The sequence below is a fragment of the Streptomyces sp. Tu 3180 genome (genome assembly GCF_009852415.1).
Lineage (GTDB): Bacteria > Actinomycetota > Actinomycetes > Streptomycetales > Streptomycetaceae > Streptomyces.
The window spans coordinates 170,855-194,303 of sequence record NZ_WOXS01000001.1 but is presented as its reverse complement, the minus strand read 5'-3'; the positions used below and the strand labels follow the sequence as shown (position 1 = coordinate 194,303).

General features: G+C 70.9%; 11 protein-coding genes, 2 pseudogenes and 2 CRISPR repeat arrays (1 of these 15 only partly in view). Of the genes and pseudogenes, 10 read left to right on the top strand and 3 right to left on the bottom strand.

Going from position 1 to position 23,449, the window contains the following annotated elements; genetic code table 11:
* Positions 1-73 precede the first annotated feature (73 nt).
* On the top strand, positions 74-985 hold the full coding sequence (locus tag GL259_RS00880) for a hypothetical protein (protein ID WP_159528318.1): 912 nt from the start codon (positions 74-76) through the stop codon (positions 983-985).
* A 453-nt stretch (positions 986-1,438) separates the two neighbouring features.
* Here the strand turns inward: GL259_RS00880 and GL259_RS00875 are convergent.
* Positions 1,439-2,203 (bottom strand): annotated as a pseudogene (locus GL259_RS00875) (transposase family protein); the annotation flags it as partial.
* A 40-nt stretch (positions 2,204-2,243) separates the two neighbouring features.
* Positions 2,244-3,092, bottom strand: coding sequence for a pYEATS domain-containing protein (locus tag GL259_RS00870; RefSeq protein WP_159528316.1), 849 nt, complete (start codon positions 3,090-3,092; stop codon positions 2,244-2,246).
* A 197-nt stretch (positions 3,093-3,289) separates the two neighbouring features.
* On the opposite strand from GL259_RS00870, the pseudogene GL259_RS38180 reads away from it, so the two are divergent.
* Positions 3,290-3,427: pseudogene (locus GL259_RS38180) on the top strand (hypothetical protein); the annotation flags it as partial.
* 89 nt (positions 3,428-3,516) lie between these two features.
* On the opposite strand, the gene GL259_RS00860 reads toward GL259_RS38180, so the two are convergent.
* Positions 3,517-3,723 (bottom strand): hypothetical protein, encoded by a 207-nt coding sequence (locus GL259_RS00860; RefSeq protein WP_159528314.1) that lies wholly within the window; start codon positions 3,721-3,723, stop codon positions 3,517-3,519.
* Positions 3,724-3,741: 18 nt separating this feature from the next.
* Positions 3,742-7,565: direct repeats of the CRISPR family, unit length 29 nt; unit sequence GGGACCATCCCCGCGGGTGCGGGGAGCAG.
* A 221-nt stretch (positions 7,566-7,786) separates the two neighbouring features.
* Here GL259_RS00860 and cas3 point away from each other — a divergent pair.
* From cas3 to cas2e, 8 genes are all read left to right on the top strand, one after another.
* Positions 7,787-10,696: a CRISPR-associated helicase Cas3' gene (cas3, locus tag GL259_RS00855; protein ID WP_159528416.1), complete on the top strand. Its 2,910-nt coding sequence runs from the start codon at positions 7,787-7,789 to the stop codon at positions 10,694-10,696.
* A 758-nt stretch (positions 10,697-11,454) separates the two neighbouring features.
* Complete coding sequence (casA, locus tag GL259_RS00850; RefSeq protein ID WP_159528312.1) at positions 11,455-13,176, top strand: type I-E CRISPR-associated protein Cse1/CasA; 1,722 nt, start codon at positions 11,455-11,457, stop codon at positions 13,174-13,176.
* Positions 13,173-13,880 (top strand): type I-E CRISPR-associated protein Cse2/CasB, encoded by a 708-nt coding sequence (gene casB / locus GL259_RS00845; protein WP_159528310.1) that lies wholly within the window; start codon positions 13,173-13,175, stop codon positions 13,878-13,880. Before casA ends, casB begins: the two co-directional genes overlap by 4 nt.
* Entirely contained in the window at positions 13,877-15,073 is a 1,197-nt protein-coding gene (cas7e, locus tag GL259_RS00840; RefSeq protein ID WP_159528308.1) for a type I-E CRISPR-associated protein Cas7/Cse4/CasC, read from the top strand. The genes casB and cas7e overlap by 4 nt, the downstream gene beginning before the upstream one ends.
* Positions 15,070-15,810: a type I-E CRISPR-associated protein Cas5/CasD gene (cas5e, locus tag GL259_RS00835; protein WP_159528306.1), complete on the top strand. Its 741-nt coding sequence runs from the start codon at positions 15,070-15,072 to the stop codon at positions 15,808-15,810. The genes cas7e and cas5e overlap by 4 nt, the downstream gene beginning before the upstream one ends.
* On the top strand, positions 15,810-16,598 hold the full coding sequence (gene cas6e, locus GL259_RS00830; RefSeq protein ID WP_159528304.1) for a type I-E CRISPR-associated protein Cas6/Cse3/CasE: 789 nt from the start codon (positions 15,810-15,812) through the stop codon (positions 16,596-16,598). The genes cas5e and cas6e overlap by 1 nt, the downstream gene beginning before the upstream one ends.
* Entirely contained in the window at positions 16,595-17,563 is a 969-nt protein-coding gene (gene cas1e / locus GL259_RS00825) for a type I-E CRISPR-associated endonuclease Cas1e (RefSeq protein WP_159528302.1), read from the top strand. Before cas6e ends, cas1e begins: the two co-directional genes overlap by 4 nt.
* Complete coding sequence (cas2e, locus tag GL259_RS00820) at positions 17,560-17,922, top strand: type I-E CRISPR-associated endoribonuclease Cas2e (protein ID WP_159528300.1); 363 nt, start codon at positions 17,560-17,562, stop codon at positions 17,920-17,922. The genes cas1e and cas2e overlap by 4 nt, the downstream gene beginning before the upstream one ends.
* 92 nt (positions 17,923-18,014) lie before the next feature.
* Positions 18,015-23,449: a CRISPR direct-repeat array (repeat unit 29 nt; unit sequence CTGCTCCCCGCACCCGCGGGGATGGTCCC); it runs 1,120 nt beyond the window's last position.

Genomic DNA, 23,449 nt, shown 5'->3' with positions numbered 1-23,449 from the left:
GGATGAACACTTCAAACCTCTCAGCGCCCCGAGGTGGCGCGGCACGACCAGACACAACCAACCGGGAAAAATCATGGGGAACCCCATAGCAAAAGCCGTCGCCCTGCCAGTCTGCCAATACTCGGAGTCAAATTCCTCACTTCTCTTTTACAATGAGCGAACAGGCTCTGCCATCACAGGAATTTTATCGTCCGGAAAATGGCAGCAGAAGAACATGCTCACTCTGCCGGTCGGGTATACTCACGCCGCCGCTAGCCGGGACTCCCTACTTCTCTACAATGCGAACCGAGGAACCGCTGAGACGGGAACCTTCAAGGCTGGCCAGTACACCCGGGTCAACATCTACAACACCTTCAATCCAGGGTGGCACAGCGTGACGGCTACAGGCGACTCCGCACTGTTCTACAACAAGGACAATGGTCACGCGGGTACAGGGATACTCTGGGGAGGCAAGTACCAACACGTGCGCTCATACGCAGACTTCCGCGTCGGCTGGTCGTCCATCGCTGGCTCCTGCGACACCATGTGCTTCAGTCGCTCCTGGTGGAAAGAAATAGGGAAATTGGAAGGCGGGGAACTGGCATACGGCACCCTCACATACGGGCTCTATAAACATGTGGGGAACGTTCCGCTGCCTGACGGTGTCTGGTACGCAGAAGGCAACTGGAGCGCAGGCGGCAACTTATCTGCCATGGCCGGGACCAAGGACTCCCTATTCGGATGGTGGACTCTCAACGCCACAACGAACGAGCAGTGTTTCGTGGTGGCGACCGCGAAAGATGGCAAGGTCGGCCCCTTGCAGACGCTAGGAAATACGCCTGGTTGGCACAAAGTGGGACGCACCGCAGACAGTCTTGTCTTCTATAAGAGTGACGGGGTGACCGCGACAGCCTATACGGCAACGCTTACCAGTGGTAAATACGCCAACGTCGGCCCGATCACGAATATACAACCCGGATATTCGCTGATCGCAGGCGGCGTGTAGCGCCCACCAGCCTCGAGTGAACCCGGAGCAACTGCCGACTTCAGGCAGGGGCAAGAGTGCAGCCCCTGCACTCGCAGGCACGGCCGATTTTACGCTGGCCTGCAGGACCGCAGGGACGCGTCTGACCATCGAACAACTAGACCGTATCTGATGATTGATCTTGCGGTCGGTCCGGGCGAGTTGACGGAGCGGCGAGGGACAGCGTTTAACAAGCGATATTCCACTCCAGTCGGGTGATTCCGTTGAAAATCAGGGCATGGAGGCAACGTCGCGGACTTGGTTGAGATCGCACAGTACGTCGGCATGCGGCATCGAAGGGTGGCACAGACGGTGCTGACCCATGTCGGCAGTCTGCTTTCCGCGCGGTGCGGAGATGACTCATCCGGCTAAAGGGCGTTGCAGAAGGCCGTGATCGCGCGGGCTGGAGCGGGTGGCTGGTCTGCCGGTCCATGCGGCGAGGGCGAGGTTGTGCATGCGGGCGACGGCCTGGACGGCGTGGTGGAGGCCGTCGCCGCGTTGCCGGCGGTCGCGGAGGATCTCGTGGTTCTTCATGGGGGAGAAGGTGTGCTCGACGCGGGCGCGGACGTTGCGATGCTGCGCGTTGTCCTCCTCCTCGTCTTTGAGCGGGAGTCGTCCGGGGTATTTGCGGTGCGGGACGATCAGTCCGGTGTTGATGTGGGTGCCGTCGCCGAGCACCGTCACGCCCTCGCAGTGCTCGGCCGGGCCGGAGTCCCGCCGGGCTTTCGCGTCCGCGGTCGTGCCGGGCACCGGCCGGGCCGCGGCCACCACCAGGCGGAACTCGGCGTCCACGATGACCTGCACGCTCGCCGAGAACCGGGAGTCACGAGAGGACGCTCCGATCTTGCGGTCGCGGACCGGGACGAGGGTGCCGTCCACGATCCACAGCCGCTCGGCTGCTTCCCGGGAGGCCCGGGCCGGCTCGAGCGCGAGCAGCGGACCGAGCCTTTGGATCGCTCGGCACACGGTCGCGGGCGAGACGCCGAACAGTGGGGCGCGCTGCCGCATGGTGAGGTTCGTGCGGCGGTACACGGCCACCAGCAGCACCCGCTCGGCCGGCGGAAGCCGCCACGGGCGACCCCGCCCGCAGTCCTCGCCACCGCGTTCCCGCACCGCCCTCAGCAGCCGACCGAACTGATCCGCCCGCAGGCCCGTGAACGTCTCCACCCGCATCCGCTCGGCCCTCAACACCCGAGCCATACAACGGAGATGCCCAGTTCACGGCCTTCTGCAACGCCCTTTAGTGCAGCAACTCGCCCATGTCGAAGTCGCAGTAATGGTCCAGCAGGATGCGGCGGCCGCTCTCGAATTCGACCTGGCACAGCGCGAGAAAAGGTCCATAGGCCTCGGTGACAATGCCGACTCGTCCGTCCGCTCCGCGTTGGCCGTCGAAGACCTTGTCCCCCCAGTGCTTCCCGAAGAAGAACGATGCAGACCGCACCTTCTCGGTGGCGTTCCTGGCAGGGGTTACTCGGAGCGCAACGGAATAACGCTGTCCCGGAGTCCTAGCCGGGTTGAGGACATGCGTCAGAAAGTGCCCATACTGGGCCTCCTTGCGCGCCGATCGGTAGTCACGCAGAAGTAGCGGGTTCACCGAAGGCATCGGTTCGGTGAGGTGAGTGATCGCAACCGGGGCCCGGCCGAGCGTCGTACCGAGGCCCTGTCGCACTTCCACACTGATCGACTGGTCTGCCGACTGCTCGTCCGGTGAGGTCTGAGACGGTACGGCATCGGCCGCCCCCTCCTTGGCCGGTGGGGGGACGTAGGCCAGGCCTTCGGTGTCCACGCGACCCAGCTCCGTACCGACGGCCTTAACCGTGTTAAACCGAATACCGAGGATCGCGATCAGGGCTGCGACCGTCCCCAGGGCAGCCAGGGCGACAGCGAATGTAGTCAGGTCGTTGTCGACGGAGACGATGCATCCCGCAGCGGCGTTTCGACACTGCTGCAGCGCCACCCGGTGATCGGGCGGTTTGACGACGAGGACCAAGGCGATGACTAGAATGACCGCTCCCACTGCACCGGCAACGATCCGCTCGGCCCTGGTGAGACGACGGTCGTTTTTTGGTTGAACGGACTGATCGGACATGCCGTCGCCCTTCGCTGGACCTGGGTGGGCAGCGACCAAACGCTGTCGCCGCTCATGATGGCAGTTCCAGGTTGGATTCGCACGATCTAGGATAAGCTGGCCAAAAGGGCACCTAAGGCGAATGCCCACGTAACCGCAATTGTCGTCGGGAGTAATCATCGACTCCCGGCGGTCGCAGACGCCGACCAAACAGCGGCCTCCTGGCCGTCCTCGGCCCCGCCCCCGTCGGCATCCCCTCCAATAACATCCCCGCCTTCCGCCGGCGCATGAAGGGACGCATCTCCCGCCAGTGGCAGGCCGAGCAGGACGCCCGCCGCGCTGCCCGCCGCACCTGACCAGCCGGGCCCGCAACCGGGCCCGGCAGCGGAACTTACACTTATCCTTCTCCGTCGCCCAGGACACCGAGCAGGGGGATAAGCCCATGTCACAGGCGACGTGCGTGCGCACCCAAGAGGTGACGCTGGAGGAGCTGACCCTCTACCTGGGCAACGCCCGCCGCGGCGACGTGCGCCTCATCCTGCAGAGCCTGCGCACCAGCGGGCAGTACCGCTTCCTGATCGCCCGCCCACTCCCGGACGGCCACCTGGTGGTGCTCGCCGGCAACCACACCCTCCAGTCGCTCGCCCTCCATGGCCGCGGCCCCTGCACCGCCTCCATCCCCACGGGTGCGGGGAGCAGCGGGACGCGGTCCGGGACAGGAAGCGGATCCCGGGACCATCCCCGCGGGTGCGGGGAGCAGTCAAGCTGAACAAACTTCCCGTCACCGGGCTGGGGACCATCCCCGCGGGTGCGGGGAGCAGCGCATCGATTCGGCCGTCGTCGTGCAGGTAGTGGGACCATCCCCGCGGGTGCGGGGAGCAGCGCATCGATTCGGCCGTCGTCGTGCAGGTAGTGGGACCATCCCCGCGAGTGTGGGGAGCAGAACGGCAAGACCCGTCCCGCCAAGCTCGACAAGGGACCATCCCCGCGGGTGCGGGAAGCAGACCCGCTCGCCCCGGCCGGTTCGGCGCCGATGGGGACCATCCCCGCAGGTGCGGGGAGCAGAGGGCGGGGACGATACGCCACCGGCCCGCCTTGGGACCATCCCCGCGGGTGCGGGGAGCAGTCTCCGTTCACCGGCACCCGCGGCCCGGTTCAGGGATCATCCCCGCGGGTGCGGGGAGCAGCGCCATCACCGCGTTCAACACGAGCCTGGGGGCGGGACCATCCCCGCGGGTGCGGGGAGCAGGAGCGAAAGTTCACCCTGCGCGCCGGGGACGTGGGACCATCCCCGCGGGTGCGGGGAGCAGGAAGTAGTGGGGCAGGGCTGTGGACTCCGGCGGGACCATCCCCGCGGGTGCGGGGAGCAGTCGTAAGCCCGCTCCTCCTCGAAGAGAGACAGGGGACCATCCCCGCGGGTGCGGGGAGCAGGTGAGGTGGTGGGTGGCGCGGGCCTGGGCGTCGGGACCATCCCCGCGGGTGCGGGGAGCAGCTTTCGGGGCTGGGTTCGGGGTTTGACGGGCGGGGACCATCCCCGCGGGTGCGGGGAGCAGCAGCTCCAGCAGCTTGCGAAGCTGCGGGTTCCGGGACCATCCCCGCGGGTGCGGGGAGCAGTCGCTCCAGTCGATACCCAAGTACAGGATCGTGGGACCATCCCCGCGGGTGCGGGGAGCAGAGGTGACGGCCGCCGATGCTGCGCAACGCGGCGGGACCATCCCCGCGGGTGCGGGGAGCAGAGCTGCTTCGTCTTGATCGCGTTGAGCTGGTAGGGACCATCCCCGCGGGTGCGGGGAGCAGGACGGCTACAACAGCGCCCTCGAGGACCTGAAGGGACCATCCCCGCGGGTGCGGGGAGCAGCCGGGGAGGTCACACACCAGGAGCGTGCTGGTGGGACCATCCCCGCGGGTGCGGGGAGCAGCCGGCGGAGCGTCGTCTCCGCGGCCGCGAGCTGGGACCATCCCCGCGGGTGCGGGGAGCAGTTCAGCAGCTCCAGCACCTTGCGCCGGGTGTGGGGACCATCCCCGCGGGTGCGGGGAGCAGATCGGTCCGTTGCCGAGCGTGCGGCGCGTGGTGGGACCATCCCCACGGGTGCGGGGAGCAGGCCATTGCGGAGCTTGCCGCCGCAGACACCGGGGGACCATCCCCGCGGGTGCGGGGAGCAGGTTCACAGGGTCTGGTCCTTCCGGGTGCAGTGGGGACCATCCCCGCGGGTGCGGGGAGCAGACCACGTCCGTCACCCTCAACACCAACCCGACGGGACCATCCCCGCGGGTGCGGGGAGCAGTGGACCCCGCCCGAGCCTGGGCCTGGCCCGCCGGGACCATCCCCGCGGGTGCGGGGAGCAGCAGCCCCCGCCTCCTACGGGAGTGCGGGGGTTGGGACCATCCCCGCGGGTGCGGGGAGCAGGTTGTGTAGTGGTTTCCGGTTTCCGTTTCCTGGGGACCATCCCCGCGGGTGCGGGGAGCAGTGGCACGACCTGTCCTCGGGCGAGCTGGCCCAGGGACCATCCCCGCGGGTGCGGGGAGCAGGGCACGACACTGAAAGACAAGATCGTCGGGGCGGGACCATCCCCGCGGGTGCGGGGAGCAGACCGGCTCCCGGCCGGCGGGGGGTGGGTGGCTGGGACCATCCCCGCGGGTGCGGGGAGCAGGCCTTCTGCGCCTCCTCGGCGAGCGTGGCGACGGGACCATCCCCGCGGGTGCGGGGAGCAGGTCCAGGTCGGCCACACGTCGACGTCGCCCGGGGGACCATCCCCGCGGGTGCGGGGAGCAGCTGCGGCCGGCCGCCCGCAGGACGCCGCCCAGGGGACCATCCCCGCGGGTGCGGGGAGCAGAGGTCGGCCGACGCGCTGTATCGGCATTCGGCGGGACCATCCCCGCGGGTGCGGGGAGCAGCAGCATCGGGCCTCGTGGCCCTGGCCAGCTTTGGGACCATCCCCGCGGGTGCGGGGAGCAGATGCTCAGCCGCGCCGCGCTGTCGGTGGAGTCGGGACCATCCCCGCGGGTGCGGGGAGCAGAACATCACGCCCACGGCCGCGAACACGCCGACGGGACCATCCCCGCGGGTGCGGGGAGCAGAACATCACGCCCACGGCCGCGAACACGCCGACGGGACCATCCCCGCGGGTGCGGGGAGCAGCCGAGCGTGCGGATCGGCAGGCCCAGGTAGATGGGACCATCCCCGCGGGTGCGGGGAGCAGGCCAGGTCCTCCCGCCAGGCGGCCAGGGCGTTGGGACCATCCCCGCGGGTGCGGGGAGCAGCCCACGTCCTCGACGTCTCGCTGGCCGACCTGGGGACCATCCCCGCGGGTGCGGGGAGCAGTCCGCGTCCGGCAGATCCTGCGCCAGGCCGGCGGGACCATCCCCGCGGGTGCGGGGAGCAGGCTCCTTCATGATGGGGACGCGCAACGAGGGCGGGACCATCCCCGCGGGTGCGGGGAGCAGCTGGAAGTGGTGGCCGCCCGTGCCGCGCCACCGGGACCATCCCCGCGGGTGCGGGGAGCAGCACGGCTTCACCCATCAGCCAGCGGGCGGCGACGGACCATCCCCGCGGGTGCGGGGAGCAGTTTCGTCACGTGACGGAAGTCGGAAGCGCTGAGGGACCATCCCCGCGGGTGCGGGGAGCAGTTGCCGTTGTTCGCCCCGTTCTGGGGCGGAACGGGACCATCCCCGCGGGTGCGGGGAGCAGGTCACGGTCGCGAGGCTGGCCTGCGGGTTGTCGGGACCATCCCCGCGGGTGCGGGGAGCAGCGTTCAGCAGGGCCGAGGGCGTTCCGGCGCGCGGGACCATCCCCGCGGGTGCGGGGAGCAGTTCCCCCCGCGCTTGCTGGGGATGCCGGCCGTGGGACCATCCCCGCGGGTGCGGGGAGCAGGAGGACGGACGCCCGGACGGCCCGGCCACGGTGTGGCAGGAAGGCGGACCATCCCCGCGGGTGCGGGGAGCAGGGGAACGATGTGCGATGAGTGCGGCCGTGGCCGGGACCATCCCCGCGGGTGCGGGGAGCAGCGGACCGTTCTCCGATGGGTGGACGCGGGCCAGGGACCATCCCCGCGGGTGCGGGGAGCAGCCGGAGCTCAGCGGGCGTCGCCCGCATCTGTCGGGACCATCCCCGCGGGTGCGGGGAGCAGCCGCCGCTCACCTATCGGGAGATGGCGAGCCGGGGACCATCCCCGCGGGTGCGGGGAGCAGCGTCGACACGCTCACCCCGTGGATTTCGGCGAGGGACCATCCCCGCGGGTGCGGGGAGCAGGTGTCGCGCAGCCGAGCGCAGCCGGTTGTTCCGGGACCATCCCCGCGGGTGCGGGGAGCAGACGAGTGCCGTTGAAGTGCCGTTGAAAGTGCTGGGACCATCCCCGCGGGTGCGGGGAGCAGGTCGGACGCGGTTACGTCTCGATCCGGCCCGAGGGGACCATCCCCGCGGGTGCGGGGAGCAGTTAACTCTGGCCGTGATAATTTCACCGGCTTTGGGACCATCCCCGCGGGTGCGGGGAGCAGACTGCCTGACCTGGGATTTTATTGCTGCGGAGACGTGCTTTCAGTAACTTATACAGTTTCCGGCAAATGGGACATGGCGGGGGTTTCTGGTCTCGTAGGCGCTTCTCATTGACTCGAAGGTGAGCCGATCATCGTACGGCTTGGAGGTGCTGTTTTCCTGCGGATACTTCTGTTTGCTCGTTTTGGTGTGCGGAGCCGAGCTTTCGCTGTATCAATCACCCATGAGCGATGGGGGGAGCCCTCGTTCCGACCTATTGCGCCGGCTTGGGGAGCCAGCTCGGTCGGTATGGGCCAAGCATGATCGTGACACCGACGGTTGGCTGCCGTTGTGGCGGCACATGGAGGACAGTGCTGCGGTGGCCGGCCTGTTGTGGGACCGGTGGTTGCCGGTAGGGGTGCGGAGGCTGGTGGCCGAGGCGTTGCCGCAGGGTGAGGCGGACGCACGTGCCCTCGCCGTATGGCTCGCCGGTGTGCACGACATCGGGAAGGCCACTCCGGCGTTCGCGTGTCAGGTCGATCAGCTCGCCGACGTGATGCGCGGTCGAGGGCTGGAGATGCGCTCGGCGAGGGCGATGGGGCCGGACCGTCGGATCGCGCCGCACGGTCTGGCCGGGCAGGTGCTGCTGGGGGAGTGGCTGGAGGAACGACACGGGTGGGCGCCCAACCGGACCGGGCAGTTCACGGTTGCTGTGGGCGGACATCACGGTGTGCCGCCCGAGCACGGCCAGATCAAGGCTCTGTATGAGCATGAGGAGTTGCTGCGCACTCCTGGTGCGAGCGGCCGTGTCTGGCGGCAGGTGCAGACCGAGCTGCTCAACGCCTGTGCCGAGCGTTTCGGTGTGGCCGAAAGGCTGGGGGGATGGCGGACGGTCAGGCTGCCGCAGCCGGTGCAGGTGCTGCTCACCGCGCTGGTCATCGTCTCCGACTGGATCGCCAGCAACCCGGACCTCTTCCCGTACTTCCCCGATGGTGCGTCCCGCGATGACCAGGAGCGTCTCGCCGTGGCCTGGCAGGGACTGGACCTGCCGGATCCCTGGCGGGCCGAAGAACCGGACCGAAGTGCCGAGGAGCTGTTCACCTCCCGGTTCGAGCTGCCGACGGGAGCGGAGATACGCCCTGTCCAGGAAGCGGCCGTGGCACTCGCCCGGGAGATGGAAGCACCCGGTCTGATGATCGTCGAGGCGCCGATGGGCGAGGGCAAGACGGAGGCGGCGCTCGCCGTGGCCGAGATCTTCGCGGCGCGCTCGGGCGCGGGAGGGGTGTTCTTCGCCCTGCCCACCATGGCCACCGGCAATGCCATGTTCCCTCGCCTGCTCGACTGGCTGGATCGGCTGCCGGGGGTGGCCGGCTCACGCCGCTCGGTGCAGCTGGCCCATTCCAAGGCAGCCCTCAATGAGGACTTCGCCGGCCTGATGGCCCGTACGGGACAGGTCGTGGCCGTTGGCGTGGATGAATCCGAGCCCGCACCCCGGCAGAGGCTGGACGAACAGCACCGCGCGGGGGCCGAGCTCGTGGCGCACGCCTGGTTGCGTGGCCGCAAGAAGGCCATGCTGGCCTCGTTCGTCGCGGGCACCATCGACCAGTTGCTGTTCGCCGGGTTGAAGAGCAGGCACCTGGCGCTGCGGCACCTCGCCGTGGCCGGGAAGGTCGTGGTCATCGACGAGGCGCACGCCTACGACACGTACATGAGCGTGTACCTGGACCGGGTGCTGTCCTGGTTGGGCGCGTACCGGGTCCCGGTGGTGGTGCTGTCCGCGACCCTGCCGGCCTCACGCAGACGTGAACTCGTCGCGGCGTATTCCGGCCGTACTGATGCGGTCGCTCCCGGGGACACGACCGCATCGGACGCGTATCCGCTGCTGACCGCCGTCGCACCGGGTGGTACTCCGCTGGCCCGAAGCCCGCAGGCATCGGGCCGGTCGACGACCGTACAGGTGGAGCGCCTCGCCGACGATCTGGACGTCCTCGCCGACCGGCTGGAAAGTGAACTGGCTGACGGCGGGTGCGTGCTGGTGATCCGGAACACGGTCAAGCGGGTGCTGGAGACGGCCCACGTGCTGCGCGACAGGTTCGGCGCCGAGAACGTGACCGTGGCCCACTCGTGCTTCGTCGACCTCGACCGGGCGGACAAGGACAGCACACTGCTCCGTCTCTTCGGGCCTTCGGAGAAGACGGACGACAGGCCGACGGGTCGGCACATCGTGGTGGCCAGCCAGGTCGCCGAGCAGTCCCTGGATGTCGACTTCGACCTGCTGGTCAGTGACCTGTGCCCCGTCGACCTACTCCTGCAGCGCATGGGGCGCCTGCACCGCCACCAGCGCGGACGAGGCCAAGGGGAGCGGCCTGAGCCCTTGCGGACGGCGCGCTGTCTGGTGACGGGAGCCGACTGGACGGCGGACGTGCCTGCCCCGGTGCGGGGGTCGGTCGCCGTGTACGGAAGGTACGCCCTACTGCGGTCGGCCGCGGTGCTCCTCCCCCACCTGGAGGGCGGGTCCCGGCGGCCGGTACGGCTCCCGGCGGACATCAGCCCGCTCGTGCAGAGCGCATACGGGGAAGACCCGATCGGACCGGACCATTGGCAGGACGCGTTGAAGGAGGCGCGCGAGCTGTTCGAGCGGCACCGCGACGACCAGGCCGGGCGCGCCGCCGTGTTCCGTCTGGGGGATGTCGGCAAGCCGGGGCGGCCGCTGTTCGGCTGGGTCGCCGCCGGGGTGGGCGACACGGACGACACCTCCACCGGGCGTGCTCAGGTCCGCGACAGCCGGGACAGTCTGGAGGTCGTCGTCGTGCAGCGGCGCGGTGACGGAAGCCTCGCCACCCTGCCGTGGCTCAAGCCGGACCGCAAAGGGCGGCAGCGCGCAGGCCTCGAGTTGCCGCAGGACGCGACGCCGACGCGGTTCGCGGCCCGTACGGCCGCGAGCTGCGGGCTACGGCTCCCCTTGCAGTTCTCCGGCGAGACCATGGACCGGGCCATCGAGGAGCTAGAGCGGCTGTATCTGCCCAAGTGGCAGGGGAAGGAAAGCCCTTGGCTCTCCGACCAGCTGATCCTCGCTCTCAATGAGAACTGTCAGACCCGGCTGGCAGGATTCTCGCTCCGGTACAGCCGCCTGGATGGTCTGGAGGTGACGTGAACTGGCAGGACAGAGAGCCAAAGGCACACAGTGGTCCTGCGGGATATCCCCGCGGGGGGCGGGGAGCAGTGAAGCGAAAAGGCAGGTATGCCCCTCAAGCTGGGGCCATCCCCATGAGAGTGGGGAGCAACAGTCGCATGATACGTGGAACTCGTATCAGGCCAGGTTCACGTTCCCGCTCCGGTGCACGCCGCGCACGCGCAGGGGTGCCGTACGTCGCGGGAGCGCACCTCAGAGCTCCTTCGACGGCTGGCGACCCTCCGGGCGTTTCTCTGCCCATCGGACCAGCGGCATGGCGACTACAGCTGACAACGCGCTTGCGAGGGCGGTGGCAACAGTCCATCTGGCGGATTCGTCCTCAGATCCTCCTAACGGCAGCCAACGGCCCAGCAGGAGACCCAACCAGAAGACGATGACGACCATGCTTACGACGACAAGCCAACGGATCCAGCCCTTCAACTCTCATCCCCCCTCAAGCTGTTGTGGACTTGCGTATCCTAGGGGGCCGAGCCTAGCGGTTCAACTCCCCTTAAGCTGTTGCGTCATGGGACGATAGGTCGTGAGATCCGGTCCTTGTGCACCAGTGTCTGGTGCACGTCGGAGAGTTAGCAATGGTCAGAGACCACATCAGTCGTCGACACGGCTGCTGGCAGGCAGCGGCGGATGTTGGTGTCGAAGTTCTGTAGCTCAGGACAGTCCGAACAGCGATCTGTGAGGTGTATGCGGTGGGAGCGGAATCGGCCAGGACGGAGGAGAACATGCCACCGTCGTTCGATCTGACCGACCGCCCGTGGATCGGGGTGCTCAGATGTGACGGTACGCAAGACGAGTTGTCGCTGCGGCAAGTGTTCGCCCAGGTGGACGACCTGCGCCGGGTGGTCGGGGACCTGGCCACTCAGGAGTTCGCCCTAGTGCGCCTGTTGCTGGCCGTCGCGCACGACGCCCTGGACGGTCCCCGCAACACCGAGGACTGGGCGGACCTGTGGAGCGACCCCGACTGCTTCGTCCCCGTCGAGGCGTACCTAGACACCCACCGCGGGCACTTCGACCTGCTCCACCCCGACTTGCCGTTCCTCCAAGCTGCCGGGCTGCGCACGGCGAAGGACGAGGTCTTCTCTCTCAACCGGATCGTGGCCGACGTGCCCGTCGGAGAGCCGTTCTTCAGCGCGCGGATGCCGGACGTGGAACGGCTGACTTTAGCCGAGGCTGCCCGCTGGGTCGTTCATGTCCACGCCTATGACACCTCCGGTATCAAAACCGGTATGGTCGGCGACGACCGGGTCAAGAGCGGCAAGGTGTACCCGCTCGGCACCGGCTGGGCGGGCGGGTTGGGCGGCGTCTTCGTGGAGGGCGACACCCTGCGCGAGACCCTGCTGCTCAACCTGGTGGCGGCGGACACCGAAGAGCTCGGCTTCTCCCCCGATGACAGGCCGGCCTGGCGCCGTGAGCCCTGCGGTCCAGGTTCCGACGGGCGCTCAGCGACTGGTCTCCGTGACCTGTACACCTGGCAGTCGCGCCGGGTGCGTCTGCACCACGATGCGGACGGTGTCCACGGTGTCGTCCTCGGTTACGGTGATCCGCTCGTCTGGCGGAACATGCACCGCTGCGAGCCGATGACTGCGTGGCGGCGCAGTCCCGCGCAGGAGAAGAAGCTGGGGCAGTCGCCGGTGTACCTGCCCCTGGAACACGATCCGGCCCGCTCGGCCTGGCGGGGCATCGCCGCGCTGCTCGCCGACCGGCTGGAGGAGACCGGTGGCGCCGAGGGTCCCTCGCGTCTGCGGCCGCGGATCCTCGAGTGGGTCGCCCGACTGGTGACCGAAGGCCACCTCCCCCGTCGTTCCCTCGTCCGTGCCCGGGTGGTGGGCGTCAGGTACGGGACCCAGCAGTCCGTGATCGATGAGGTTGTCGACGACCGCCTGGTAATGCCGGTCGCTCTGCTGCACCGGCAGGACCCCACGTACGCGCGGCAGGCCATCGCCGCGGCCGAGGACGCCGACCGGGCGGTGCGGGTCCTGGGGGATCTCGCGGCCGACCTGGCCCGGGCGGCCGGGGCTGAGGAGGAGGGGCCGAAGTCCGCGGCCCGTGCCGAGGGGTTCGACGCGCTGGACCATCCGTACCGCAATTGGTTGTCCGCCATAGCGGAGGCTTCCGACCCCTTCGAGCACCGGCACGTCTGGCAGCGGCAGGTGCGGGAGACGGTGGGCCGTCTCGGTGACCGTCTCATCGCCGCCGCAGGTGATGCGGCCTGGGAGGGGCGCATCCAGACCGACACCAAGGGCCGTACCCACTGGCTGAACGCGGGCCTGGCCGACGTGTGGTTCCGCGGGCGACTGACCCGGGCGCTGGGGGACCCCGGCTCTCCCGGTTCCGGAGACAGCAACGGAGGCACCGCCCCGGCCGACGACGGTCCGCCCGGGCCGGGGCCCACCGGCCTGCCGGAAACCGATCACGCCGCGACCGACCCGGAGGTGCACGCATGACCACCGCATCCGCCACATCCCCATCGGCTCCGCCCGTCGCGGTCCCGATTCACCAGCGGGTCGCGGAGCTCGCCGCGACACTCATCGGCTCCTGGCAGGAGGGGTACCTCAAGGACAGGTCCGCGGCGGTTGCCGCTCTCGCCCGCCTGCGCCGCGGTGCGGGCCGTGAGGCGGGTGAGACGCCCGACCTGTGGAGCCTGATCGACACCGATCCGCTGCACACCCCGGCCGAGGGGACGCGGCCGTTGAGCGAGCAGGAGCTGGTGCGTGCCGAGAACGCGCTGCACGCGGCCCTCACCCTGTGGGCGTTCCACCAGCAGTCTCGCTCCACTCCTATGCACCGTCGGCCGGGCGGCCTGGGCGCGGCGGTGAGGCGCCTGATGCCGGCCGACGGCGTCGACGAACCCGTCCGCAAGCGCCTGGTCCGCGCGGGCACCGCCCCCGACCTCGTCACCCTCACTCAGCGGCTGCGCGACATCGTCGCCCTGCTGCGCCGCGACGACATCCCGCTCGACTACGGCCTCCTGGCCGGCCAGCTCTACCTCTGGCAGTGGCCCGACGGGCCCGCCGCCGTCCGCCGCCGGTGGGGCCGCTCCTTCCACGAGCAGCGGCGGACCCGGCCGGCCGCTGGCGAGAACACCACCCCGGGCACCGACGAGAACAGCACCTCGGACACCGACACGGACGACAAGGACGCCTCGTGAACCGCATCTTCCTGGACGTGCACGCCCTGCAGACCGTCCCGCCCAGCAACCTCAACCGGGACGACACAGGCGCACCCAAGACGGCCGTCTACGGCGGGGTCTCCCGCGCCCGTGTCTCCAGCCAGGCGTGGAAGCGAGCCATCCGCACCTACTTCAAGGACGAGCACCTGCTCGACCCCGCCGAGCTGGGCGTGCGGACCAAGAAGGTCGTGGAGCTCCTGGCCGACCGGATCACCGGGCTCGACCCGTCCGTCGAGCGGGAGACGGCGCTGCAGCTCGCCGACGAGACGGTCAAGGCCGCGGGCTTCAAGACCGAGGTTCCCAAGCGGAAGGCCGAGCAGGCGAAGAAGGACGCAGGCCCCACCCCCGCCCCCGAGAGCAAGTACCTGGTCTTCCTCAGCTCCCGGCAGCTCGACGGTCTGGCCCGCCTCTCACTCGAGAGCGCCGGCGACAGCACGGCATTCTGGAAGACCAAGGAGAACAAGGCCCGCGCCAAGGAGCTCGCGGACACCCGCCACTCCGTGGACATCGCTCTGTTCGGCCGGATGGTCGCCGACGTCGCCGACATCAACGTCGACGCCGCCGTGCAGGTCGCGCACGCCCTCAGCGTCCACCGGGTCGACAACGAGTCCGACTACTACACCGCCGTCGACGACGAGAACACGGACGAGGAGACCGGCGCCGGAATGATCGGCACCGTCGACTTCAACTCCGCCACCCTCTACCGCTACGCCGCGCTCGGCGTGCACCAGCTCGCCGCCAACCTCGGTCAAGGGCTGCGCGACGACGAACCGCGCACTGAGCCGGTGCGCCGGGCCGTCGAGGCGTTCGTGCAGGCCTTCGTCTCCTCCCTGCCCACCGGGAAGATCAACACCTTCGGGCACCACACCGAACCCGACGCCGTCGTCGTCAAGCTCCGCACCACCCGGCCGATCAGCTGCGTCGCCGCCTTCGAGGACCCGGTCCGCAGTGACGGCGGCGGGCACCTGCGCGAGGCCGCCGACCGGCTCGCCGCCTACGCCTTGGACGTCGAGCGCGCCTACGGCGACCCCGAGACCACCCTCACCTGGGTCCTGCGCGTCGGCCCCGCCACGCAGAAGCTCGCCGACCTCGGCACCGAGACCGGCACGCTGCGTGAGCTCGCCGCCGCCGTCGGCCAGGCCGTCACCGAACGCCTGGAGAAGCCCGCATGAGCCGCACCGGCGTGCTCGTCCTCCGCCTGGCAGGCCCCCTGCAGTCCTGGGGGGCCTCCTCCCGTTTCACCCGCCGCACCACCGAATCAGCCCCGACCAAGAGCGGCGTCGTCGGCCTGCTCGCCGCGGCGGCCGGCATCGAACGCGGCGACGACACGCGCCTCGCCCCCCTGGCGGCGCTCCGGTTCGCCGTCCGCATCGACCAGCCCGGCACCCGCATCCGGGACTTCCACACCGCCCACCACGGCGTCACCGGCGCGTCCATGCCGCTGTCCGAGCGGTTCTACCTCGCCGACGCCGTCTTCGTCGCCGCCGTCGAGGGCGACCACGCCCTGCTCACCGGCCTGCGCGACGCCCTGGGCACCCCGGTCTACCCGCCGTACCTCGGCCGGCGCTCCTGCCCGCCCTCCGAGCCGGTCGACCTCGCACTGCACGAGGACGCCCGCCTCGAGGACGTACTGACGAGCGTGCCCTGGCAGGCCTCCGCCTGGTACCGCAGGCGCCACCGGATCCCGCAGACCCTGACCGTGCTGCGCGAGACGGCCGCCGACGAACCCGCCCAAGCGACGGACGTCCTGCGCGACCAGCCGGTCAGCTTCGACGCCGCCCACCGGCGGCACGCGCTGCGCACCGTCGTCACCGCCGTCGTGCCCATCCCGATCCCGGCGGGTGGCAGCCCGCGGGACGTGCACGATCCGTTCGCCGCCCTCGATGTCCTGGAGGATGAGAGCGCCTGATGTTCATCTCCCGCTTCCGCGTCAACACCGCGCGGCCCGGCGCCCGCCGCCTGCTGTCCTCGCCCCAGGCGATGCACGCGGCCGTCATGTCGTCCTTCCCGCACATCCTGCCCTCCGACACCCCGCAGCCCGACGCGCCACGGGTGCTGTGGCGTCTGGACCAGCGGGCCCGCGCCGAGGTGCTGCTGTACATCGTCAGCCCCGACCGCCCCGACCTGACACACCTGGTCGAGCAGGCCGGATGGCCCGCCGTCGCCGGCCCCGAGAACCCCGGCTGGCAGACCCGGCCCTACGCCCCCCTCCTCGACCGGCTGACCACCGGTGACCGTTGGGCGTTCCGCCTGACCGCGAACCCCGTGCACACCATCCGCCGCAAGGAGGGCGAACCCCGCAAACTCACCGCCCACCTCACACCCGTCCACCAGATGGGCTGGCTGCTCGACGAAGAACGCCAAAAACGCCTCGGCTTCCGCGTCTGCGAGAAACCGGCCGACCGGCGGCTCCTGCCCGAAGGCACCACCCACCACAAGCGGCCCCACCCCGGAGACCGGTACGAGCTGGCCATACGGGACACGAGGTCCCTCTCCTTCGACAAGTCCCGCGACTCCGGAAGCCGTCGGGACAAACCGGTCACCGTCGTCACCGTCACCTTCGAAGGACGCCTGGAGGTCACCGACCCCGATGCCCTGCGCCGCACCCTCACCCAGGGCATCGGCCGGGCCCGCGCCTACGGCTGCGGCCTCCTCACCCTGTCCCCCCTCACCCAGCACGCCCAAAAGATCCCATGAGCACCGTCGCCCGGCGCCCGGCACTCACGCCCCGGCAACTCACCCGCACTGATGAACGCCTCTCCTTCGTCTACCTGGAACGCTGCACAGTCCACCGTGACGCCAACGCCATCACCGCCCAGGACGCGGAGGGCACCACCCACATCCCCTCGGCGACCATCGGCACCCTCCTCCTCGGCCCCGGCACCCGCATCACCCACCAGGCCATGAGCGTCCTGGGTGAGACCGGCGCGGCGGTCTGCTGGGTCGGTGAACACGGCGTGCGCTACTACGCCTCCGGCCGCGCCCTCAGCCGCTCCTCCGCCCTCATGGAGGCCCAGGCCCGGCAGTGGGCCAACCCGCGCAGCCGCCTCGACGTGGCCCGGAAGATGTACCGGCTGCGATTCCCGGACGAGGACCCCGCCGGCCTCACCCGGCACGAACTCCTCGGCCGCGAGGGAAGACGGGTCAAGGACTGCTACCGAGCCGAAGCCGCCCGCACCGGCGTCCCCTGGCGAGGCCGCCGCTACACCCCCGGCGACTTCACCAGCGGCGACGCCGTCAACCAGGCCATCACCGCCGCCGCCCAATGCATGTACGGCATCGCCCACGCCGTCGTCACCTCCCTGGGATGCAGCCCGGCCCTCGGTTTCATCCACTCCGGCCACGAACTGTCTTTCGTCCTGGACATCGCCGACCTCTACAAGACGGAGCTCGGCATCCCGCTCGCCTTCGACGTAGCCGCACAGGACGAAGAGGACGTCGGCCCCCGCACCCGCCGTGCACTGCGAGACCGCATCAACGAAACATCCCTGCTGAATCGGTGCGTCGACGACATCAAACACCTCCTGCTGCCGGAGACCGTCGGATCCTCCGACCTCGGCGGTGACCGGGACGTCGTCACGCTCCAGAGCGACCACGGCCACCAGGTCGCCTCCGGCGTCAACCACGACGGTCCCGAGGACTATGAGGACGGACTCTGGTGACCGTCATCGTCCTCACCAACTGCCCGGCCGGACTACGCGGCTTCCTCACCCGCTGGTTGCTGGAAATCTCCGCCGGCGTGTTCGTGGGCAACCCCTCAGCCCGGATCCGCGACGTCCTCTGGGAAGAGGTCCAGCAGTACGCAGGGCAGGGCCGCGCCCTGCTGGCCCACACAACCAACAACGAGCAGGGCTTCACCTTCCGCACCCACGACCACGCCTGGCACCCGATCGACCACGAGGGCATCACCCTGATCCGCCGCCCCGACCCGAACACACCCGCTCCCGGCCCGGCTCCCCGGAACGGGCCGCCCTCTGGTTGGAGCAGGGCCGCCAAACGCCGACGCTTCGGGAGGGGCTGATGCAGATCGGGCCCTTTATGCCACATTTGCCGGAATCGGAGAAAGTACTCAGAAACCGCCCCCGGCGCCAGTAAAACCGCAGGTCATCCAGTCTGCTCCCCGCACCCGCGGGGATGGTCCCGGGTGACACCCGGATTACGGCCGCGACCGCACCTGCTCCCCGCACCCGCGGGGATGGTCCCCGTCGGCAGCGTCCATCTGGAAGAGCACGTCCCTGCTCCCCGCACCCGCGGGGATGGTCCCTCTGCGGCGAGCGTGGCGGCCCGGCGCGCGGCCTGCTCCCCGCACCCGCGGGGATGGTCCCCGCGTCCGGCACCGCGCGCGCAAGCCGCAGCACTGCTCCCCGCACCCGCGGGGATGGTCCCCCGGTCGTGCCTCCTGGGATCTTGTTGATCAGCTGCTCCCCGCACCCGCGGGGATGGTCCCGCCCTGGAGACGTTGGGTGGCGCCCTGCTGACCTGCTCCCCGCACCCGCGGGGATGGTCCCGGCAGCGTCTCCACGCGGTCCTCGGACACAGTCTGCTCCCCGCACCCGCGGGGATGGTCCCGTCAACCGCCTCGACCTGTGGGACGGGACGGCCTGCTCCCCGCACCCGCGGGGATGGTCCCCTGCTCCCCTTCAACACCGAGTCATCCGAGGTCTGCTCCCCGCACCCGCGGGGATGGTCCCAAGTGGGGCCAGGGCATCGACCTGTGGCAGTTCTGCTCCCCGCACCCGCGGGGATGGTCCCCGGGTACCGCCGGGCACCCACTCCTTGGCGAGCTGCTCCCCGCACCCGCGGGGATGGTCCTCCGGCGGGGGCGGTGGCGGCGTAGTCGGCGAGCTGCTCCCCGCACCCGCGGGGATGGTCCCCCGGGCTTCACCTCGGTGACGAACCGGCGGCTCTGCTCCCCGCACCCGCGGGGATGGTCCCGGCGGGGCGACTCGCCGCAGCAGTCCCCGACACTGCTCCCCGCACCCGCGGGGATGGTCCCGCGCCGCTGTCGTCGATCTGCCGGAACCGGTCCTGCTCCCCGCACCCGCGGGGATGGTCCCTCCGGGCTGAGGCTGGCACCGAGGAGACCCGGCTGCTCCCCGCACCCGCGGGGATGGTCCCGGCGCCGCCAGGGGAGCGAGTGCGTCGAGCGCCTGCTCCCCGCACCCGCGGGGATGGTCCCCGCCGTCCAGCCCCAGGCCCACGACGAGGGCGCTGCTCCCCGCACCCGCGGGGATGGTCCCTGCTCGCGGATCTCCTGCACGGACGGCAGGGACTGCTCCCCGCACCCGCGGGGATGGTCCATTCCCGGACGGAGCGGCGGCCGCCGTAGACAGCTGCTCCCCGCACCCGCGGGGATGGTCCCGAGGCCGTCCCGCCTTCCTTGACCCGCAGAGACTGCTCCCCGCACCCGCGGGGATGGTCCCCGCCGCGCCGACCTCGCCGACACCGTCACCGCCTGCTCCCCGCACCCGCGGGGATGGTCCCGGCCCTGACGACAACCTCACGGAGGGTCCCGTCTGCTCCCCGCACCCGCGGGGATGGTCCCGGCTCCCGGGTCGCGCCCTCGTAGACGTAGTCCTGCTCCCCGCACCCGCGGGGATGGTCCCGCCTCCCGGTACGCCGGCCGACCCGCTCCCCGCTGCTCCCCGCACCCGCGGGGATGGTCCCCGTGCGAGCGGAGCACCACAGACACGGCGTCACTGCTCCCCGCACCCGCGGGGATGGTCCCAGCCACATCGGGTCGGGGACGCTGCGCCTGGCCTGCTCCCCGCACCCGCGGGGATGGTCCCGAACCTTCGGAGGCGTCATCAGTCATGACATGCTGCTCCCCGCACCCGCGGGGATGGTCCCATCGGAGCCGACGGCCGCACCGTCTACCGCGCCTGCTCCCCGCACCCGCGGGGATGGTCCCGCGAAGGGTGGACCCTCGCACCCACCGACGACCTGCTCCCCGCACCCGCGGGGATGGTCCCCCCGGCCGCCGCGCGGGCCGCCGTGACCGTGTCTGCTCCCCGCACCCGCGGGGATGGTCCCGGGGTCCGGTGCCCGTGCTTCCCGCGCTTCGTCTGCTCCCCGCACCCGCGGGGATGGTCCCGGCGCGACCCCGCAGGCCCCGCTGGCGATGAACTGCTCCCCGCACCCGCGGGGATGGTCCCAGGTAGCGGCTGAACTGCTGGGCGTCCTCAGGCTGCTCCCCGCACCCGCGGGGATGGTCCCGCAATCCGTGACACGCTAAATGGCTGGAAACACTGCTCCCCGCACCCGCGGGGATGGTCCCTTCTTCATGGGAATTCCTCTCAGGCTGGGTGGCTGCTCCCCGCACCCGCGGGGATGGTCCCGCCATCCTGCGGGCCCTGGGGAAGCTGTCGATCTGCTCCCCGCACCCGCGGGGATGGTCCCACCGAGTTCTAGCCCCGAGGGCCCCAACCGCCCTGCTCCCCGCACCCGCGGGGATGGTCCCCTTTGCGACGCGGGCACCGGCCCCCGTCACGGCTGCTCCCCGCACCCGCGGGGATGGTCCCGCGGCGGCGACCGCCTCCTCGGTGAGGCCGGACTGCTCCCCGCACCCGCGGGGATGGTCCCGGCGAGCCCATGTTGATCGCCCAACCGGTGTGCTGCTCCCCGCACCCGCGGGGATGGTCCCCTGGAGCCCGGCGACGAGGCCGTGATCCGTATCTGCTCCCCGCACCCGCGGGGATGGTCCCGAGATCCGGCTCGTCGGCCAGGGCGCCGGCAACTGCTCCCCGCACCCGCGGGGATGGTCCCAGGGCCCGGCCCGCGCGTTCCTCGCGGTCCTGCTGCTCCCCGCACCCGCGGGGATGGTCCCGGTCGCGCCGTGGCGCAGGGCGTCGGACGTCCCTGCTCCCCGCACCCGCGGGGATGGTCCCGTCTTCCGCTCGCCGTTGTAGCCCGGTTCGATCTGCTCCCCGCACCCGCGGGGATGGTCCCGTCGCGGAGATCCTGGGCGTGTCCGCCGAAGACTGCTCCCCGCACCCGCGGGGATGGTCCCCGCGGGGACCACCAAACCCAAGCCGAAGCGCACTGCTCCCCGCACCCGCGGGGATGGTCCCGCGCGCTACCGTGGTGTCAGACCCGCCGCCCACTGCTCCCCGCACCCGCGGGGATGGTCCCGGTCCGGGGCGGCCCTGGATGCGGGCGAGGAGCTGCTCCCCGCACCCGCGGGGATGGTCCCCTGTTCCAGGCCCGGCTGGAGTTCACGACGTCCTGCTCCCCGCACCCGCGGGGATGGTCCCCGGAACGGGATGTTACGGCCAAATTTGCCGTACTGCTCCCCGCACCCGCGGGGATGGTCCCTCGTACGTGACCGTCGACGGGCAGTGGTACGGCTGCTCCCCGCACCCGCGGGGATGGTCCCGGTGGTGAGGGGGAGGCAAGCTCCCCCGCCTCCTGCTCCCCGCACCCGCGGGGATGGTCCCTACCGGAGAAACTACAACCCGCGCAGGTCAGACTGCTCCCCGCACCCGCGGGGATGGTCCCGACGATCAAGTGAGGGGGCTCCCGCCCGCGCCCTGCTCCCCGCACCCGCGGGGATGGTCCCCGCAGGATGGCTCTCCGGACCCCGGAGAACCTCTGCTCCCCGCACCCGCGGGGATGGTCCCGGGTTGCGCAAGTTGATACGACATGTCAGTCTCTGCTCCCCGCACCCGCGGGGATGGTCCCACCCGGCCCGAACGGTGCTTGGATCACTCCTACTGCTCCCCGCACCCGCGGGGATGGTCCCCGGCCGGGCCCGCAACCGGGCGCCTGCCATTCCTGCTCCCCGCACCCGCGGGGATGGTCCCACCGCGTGCGCGATGTTGTTGGCGCCCAGCTTCTGCTCCCCGCACCCGCGGGGATGGTCCCCACCACCCCGCCGACCCGGAAGGACCGCAATGCTGCTCCCCGCACCCGCGGGGATGGTCCCCAGTGCGCGGTGACCCAGCCGGTGCGGGGGTCCTGCTCCCCGCACCCGCGGGGATGGTCCCGAACACGCGGAGCCGGGAGTGCCGGGACGGGCCTGCTCCCCGCACCCGCGGGGATGGTCCCGACGTCAGGTCGGGGAAGCCGTCTTCTCCGTCCTGCTCCCCGCACCCGCGGGGATGGTCCCTACCTCGCCACCCGGGCCGCATGGCTCGAGTTCTGCTCCCCGCACCCGCGGGGATGGTCCCTGGGCAGCCACGGCCGCAGCCGACCCTGCCAGCTGCTCCCCGCACCCGCGGGGATGGTCCCGGCGTGCACGGTGCGGGGGACGACTCCCTCCCCTGCTCCCCGCACCCGCGGGGATGGTCCCGACGACGACCGTGCGCGGGTCGGCGCCGGGCGCTGCTCCCCGCACCCGCGGGGATGGTCCCGCCTCACCCGCCTCGTCCACCCAGACCACGACCTGCTCCCCGCACCCGCGGGGATGGTCCCCACCTGCCCGCGGTCTCCGGCGACGACCCGGCCTGCTCCCCGCACCCGCGGGGATGGTCCCGACGTCGTCTACTAGACCCTCTGCTCGCTGATCTGCTCCCCGCACCCGCGGGGATGGTCCCAACGAGTCCCGCGGCCGCTACGCCCTCGGAGGCTGCTCCCCGCACCCGCGGGGATGGTCCCGATCGCCTCGAACGTTCCCTCGTCGGTCCCCTCTGCTCCCCGCACCCGCGGGGATGGTCCCCGCTGCCAGTTCGCTGTACGCAGCTCGTCGATCTGCTCCCCGCACCCGCGGGGATGGTCCCCGGGCGATCAGGTCGGTGCGGTACGCGGCGTCCTGCTCCCCGCACCCGCGGGGATGGTCCCTCCATCGTCCTGCCCGCCCTGCGTGGCCTCATCTGCTCCCCGCACCCGCGGGGATGGTCCCGTGGAGCTCCCCCTTCGCCGGATCAAGGAACTCTGCTCCCCGCACCCGCGGGGATGGTCCCCGTGCGACACCGGACGGCCCCGATGCGGTGCCCTGCTCCCCGCACCCGCGGGGATGGTCCCCACATGCTCCCCGGCCCCGGCCTGGCCTACGTCTGCTCCCCGCACCCGCGGGGATGGTCCCCAATGGGCGGTCGGCACGCCCATCATGACATTCTGCTCCCCGCACCCGCGGGGATGGTCCCTCGGCGCAACCGAGCAGCGATCCGCGGTACCGCTGCTCCCCGCACCCGCGGGGATGGTCCCCCGGCCGCGTGGGGCAACAAGCGCAAGGGGTACTGCTCCCCGCACCCGCGGGGATGGTCCCCGGCCGTCCTTCATCTGGGTGACCTTGAAGCCCTGCTCCCCGCACCCGCGGGGATGGTCCATGCGGGTGCTCCTCCCACGCCTGCTTCAAAGCCTGCTCCCCGCACCCGCGGGGATGGTCCCCTCGGCCGCGTCCAGTGCCCGGCTTGCGCCGACTGCTCCCCGCACCCGCGGGGATGGTCCCCAAGAGGGGCGGCCCGTCGCCCACCACCCGCCCTGCTCCGCGCACCCGCGGGGATGGTCCCGGCTCCTTGGCCGCGCCCTCGTAGACGTAGTCCTGCTCCCCGCACTCGCGGGGATGGTCCCGCGGAGGCCGCCGCCGTGACCGTGCCGTCGCCCTGCTC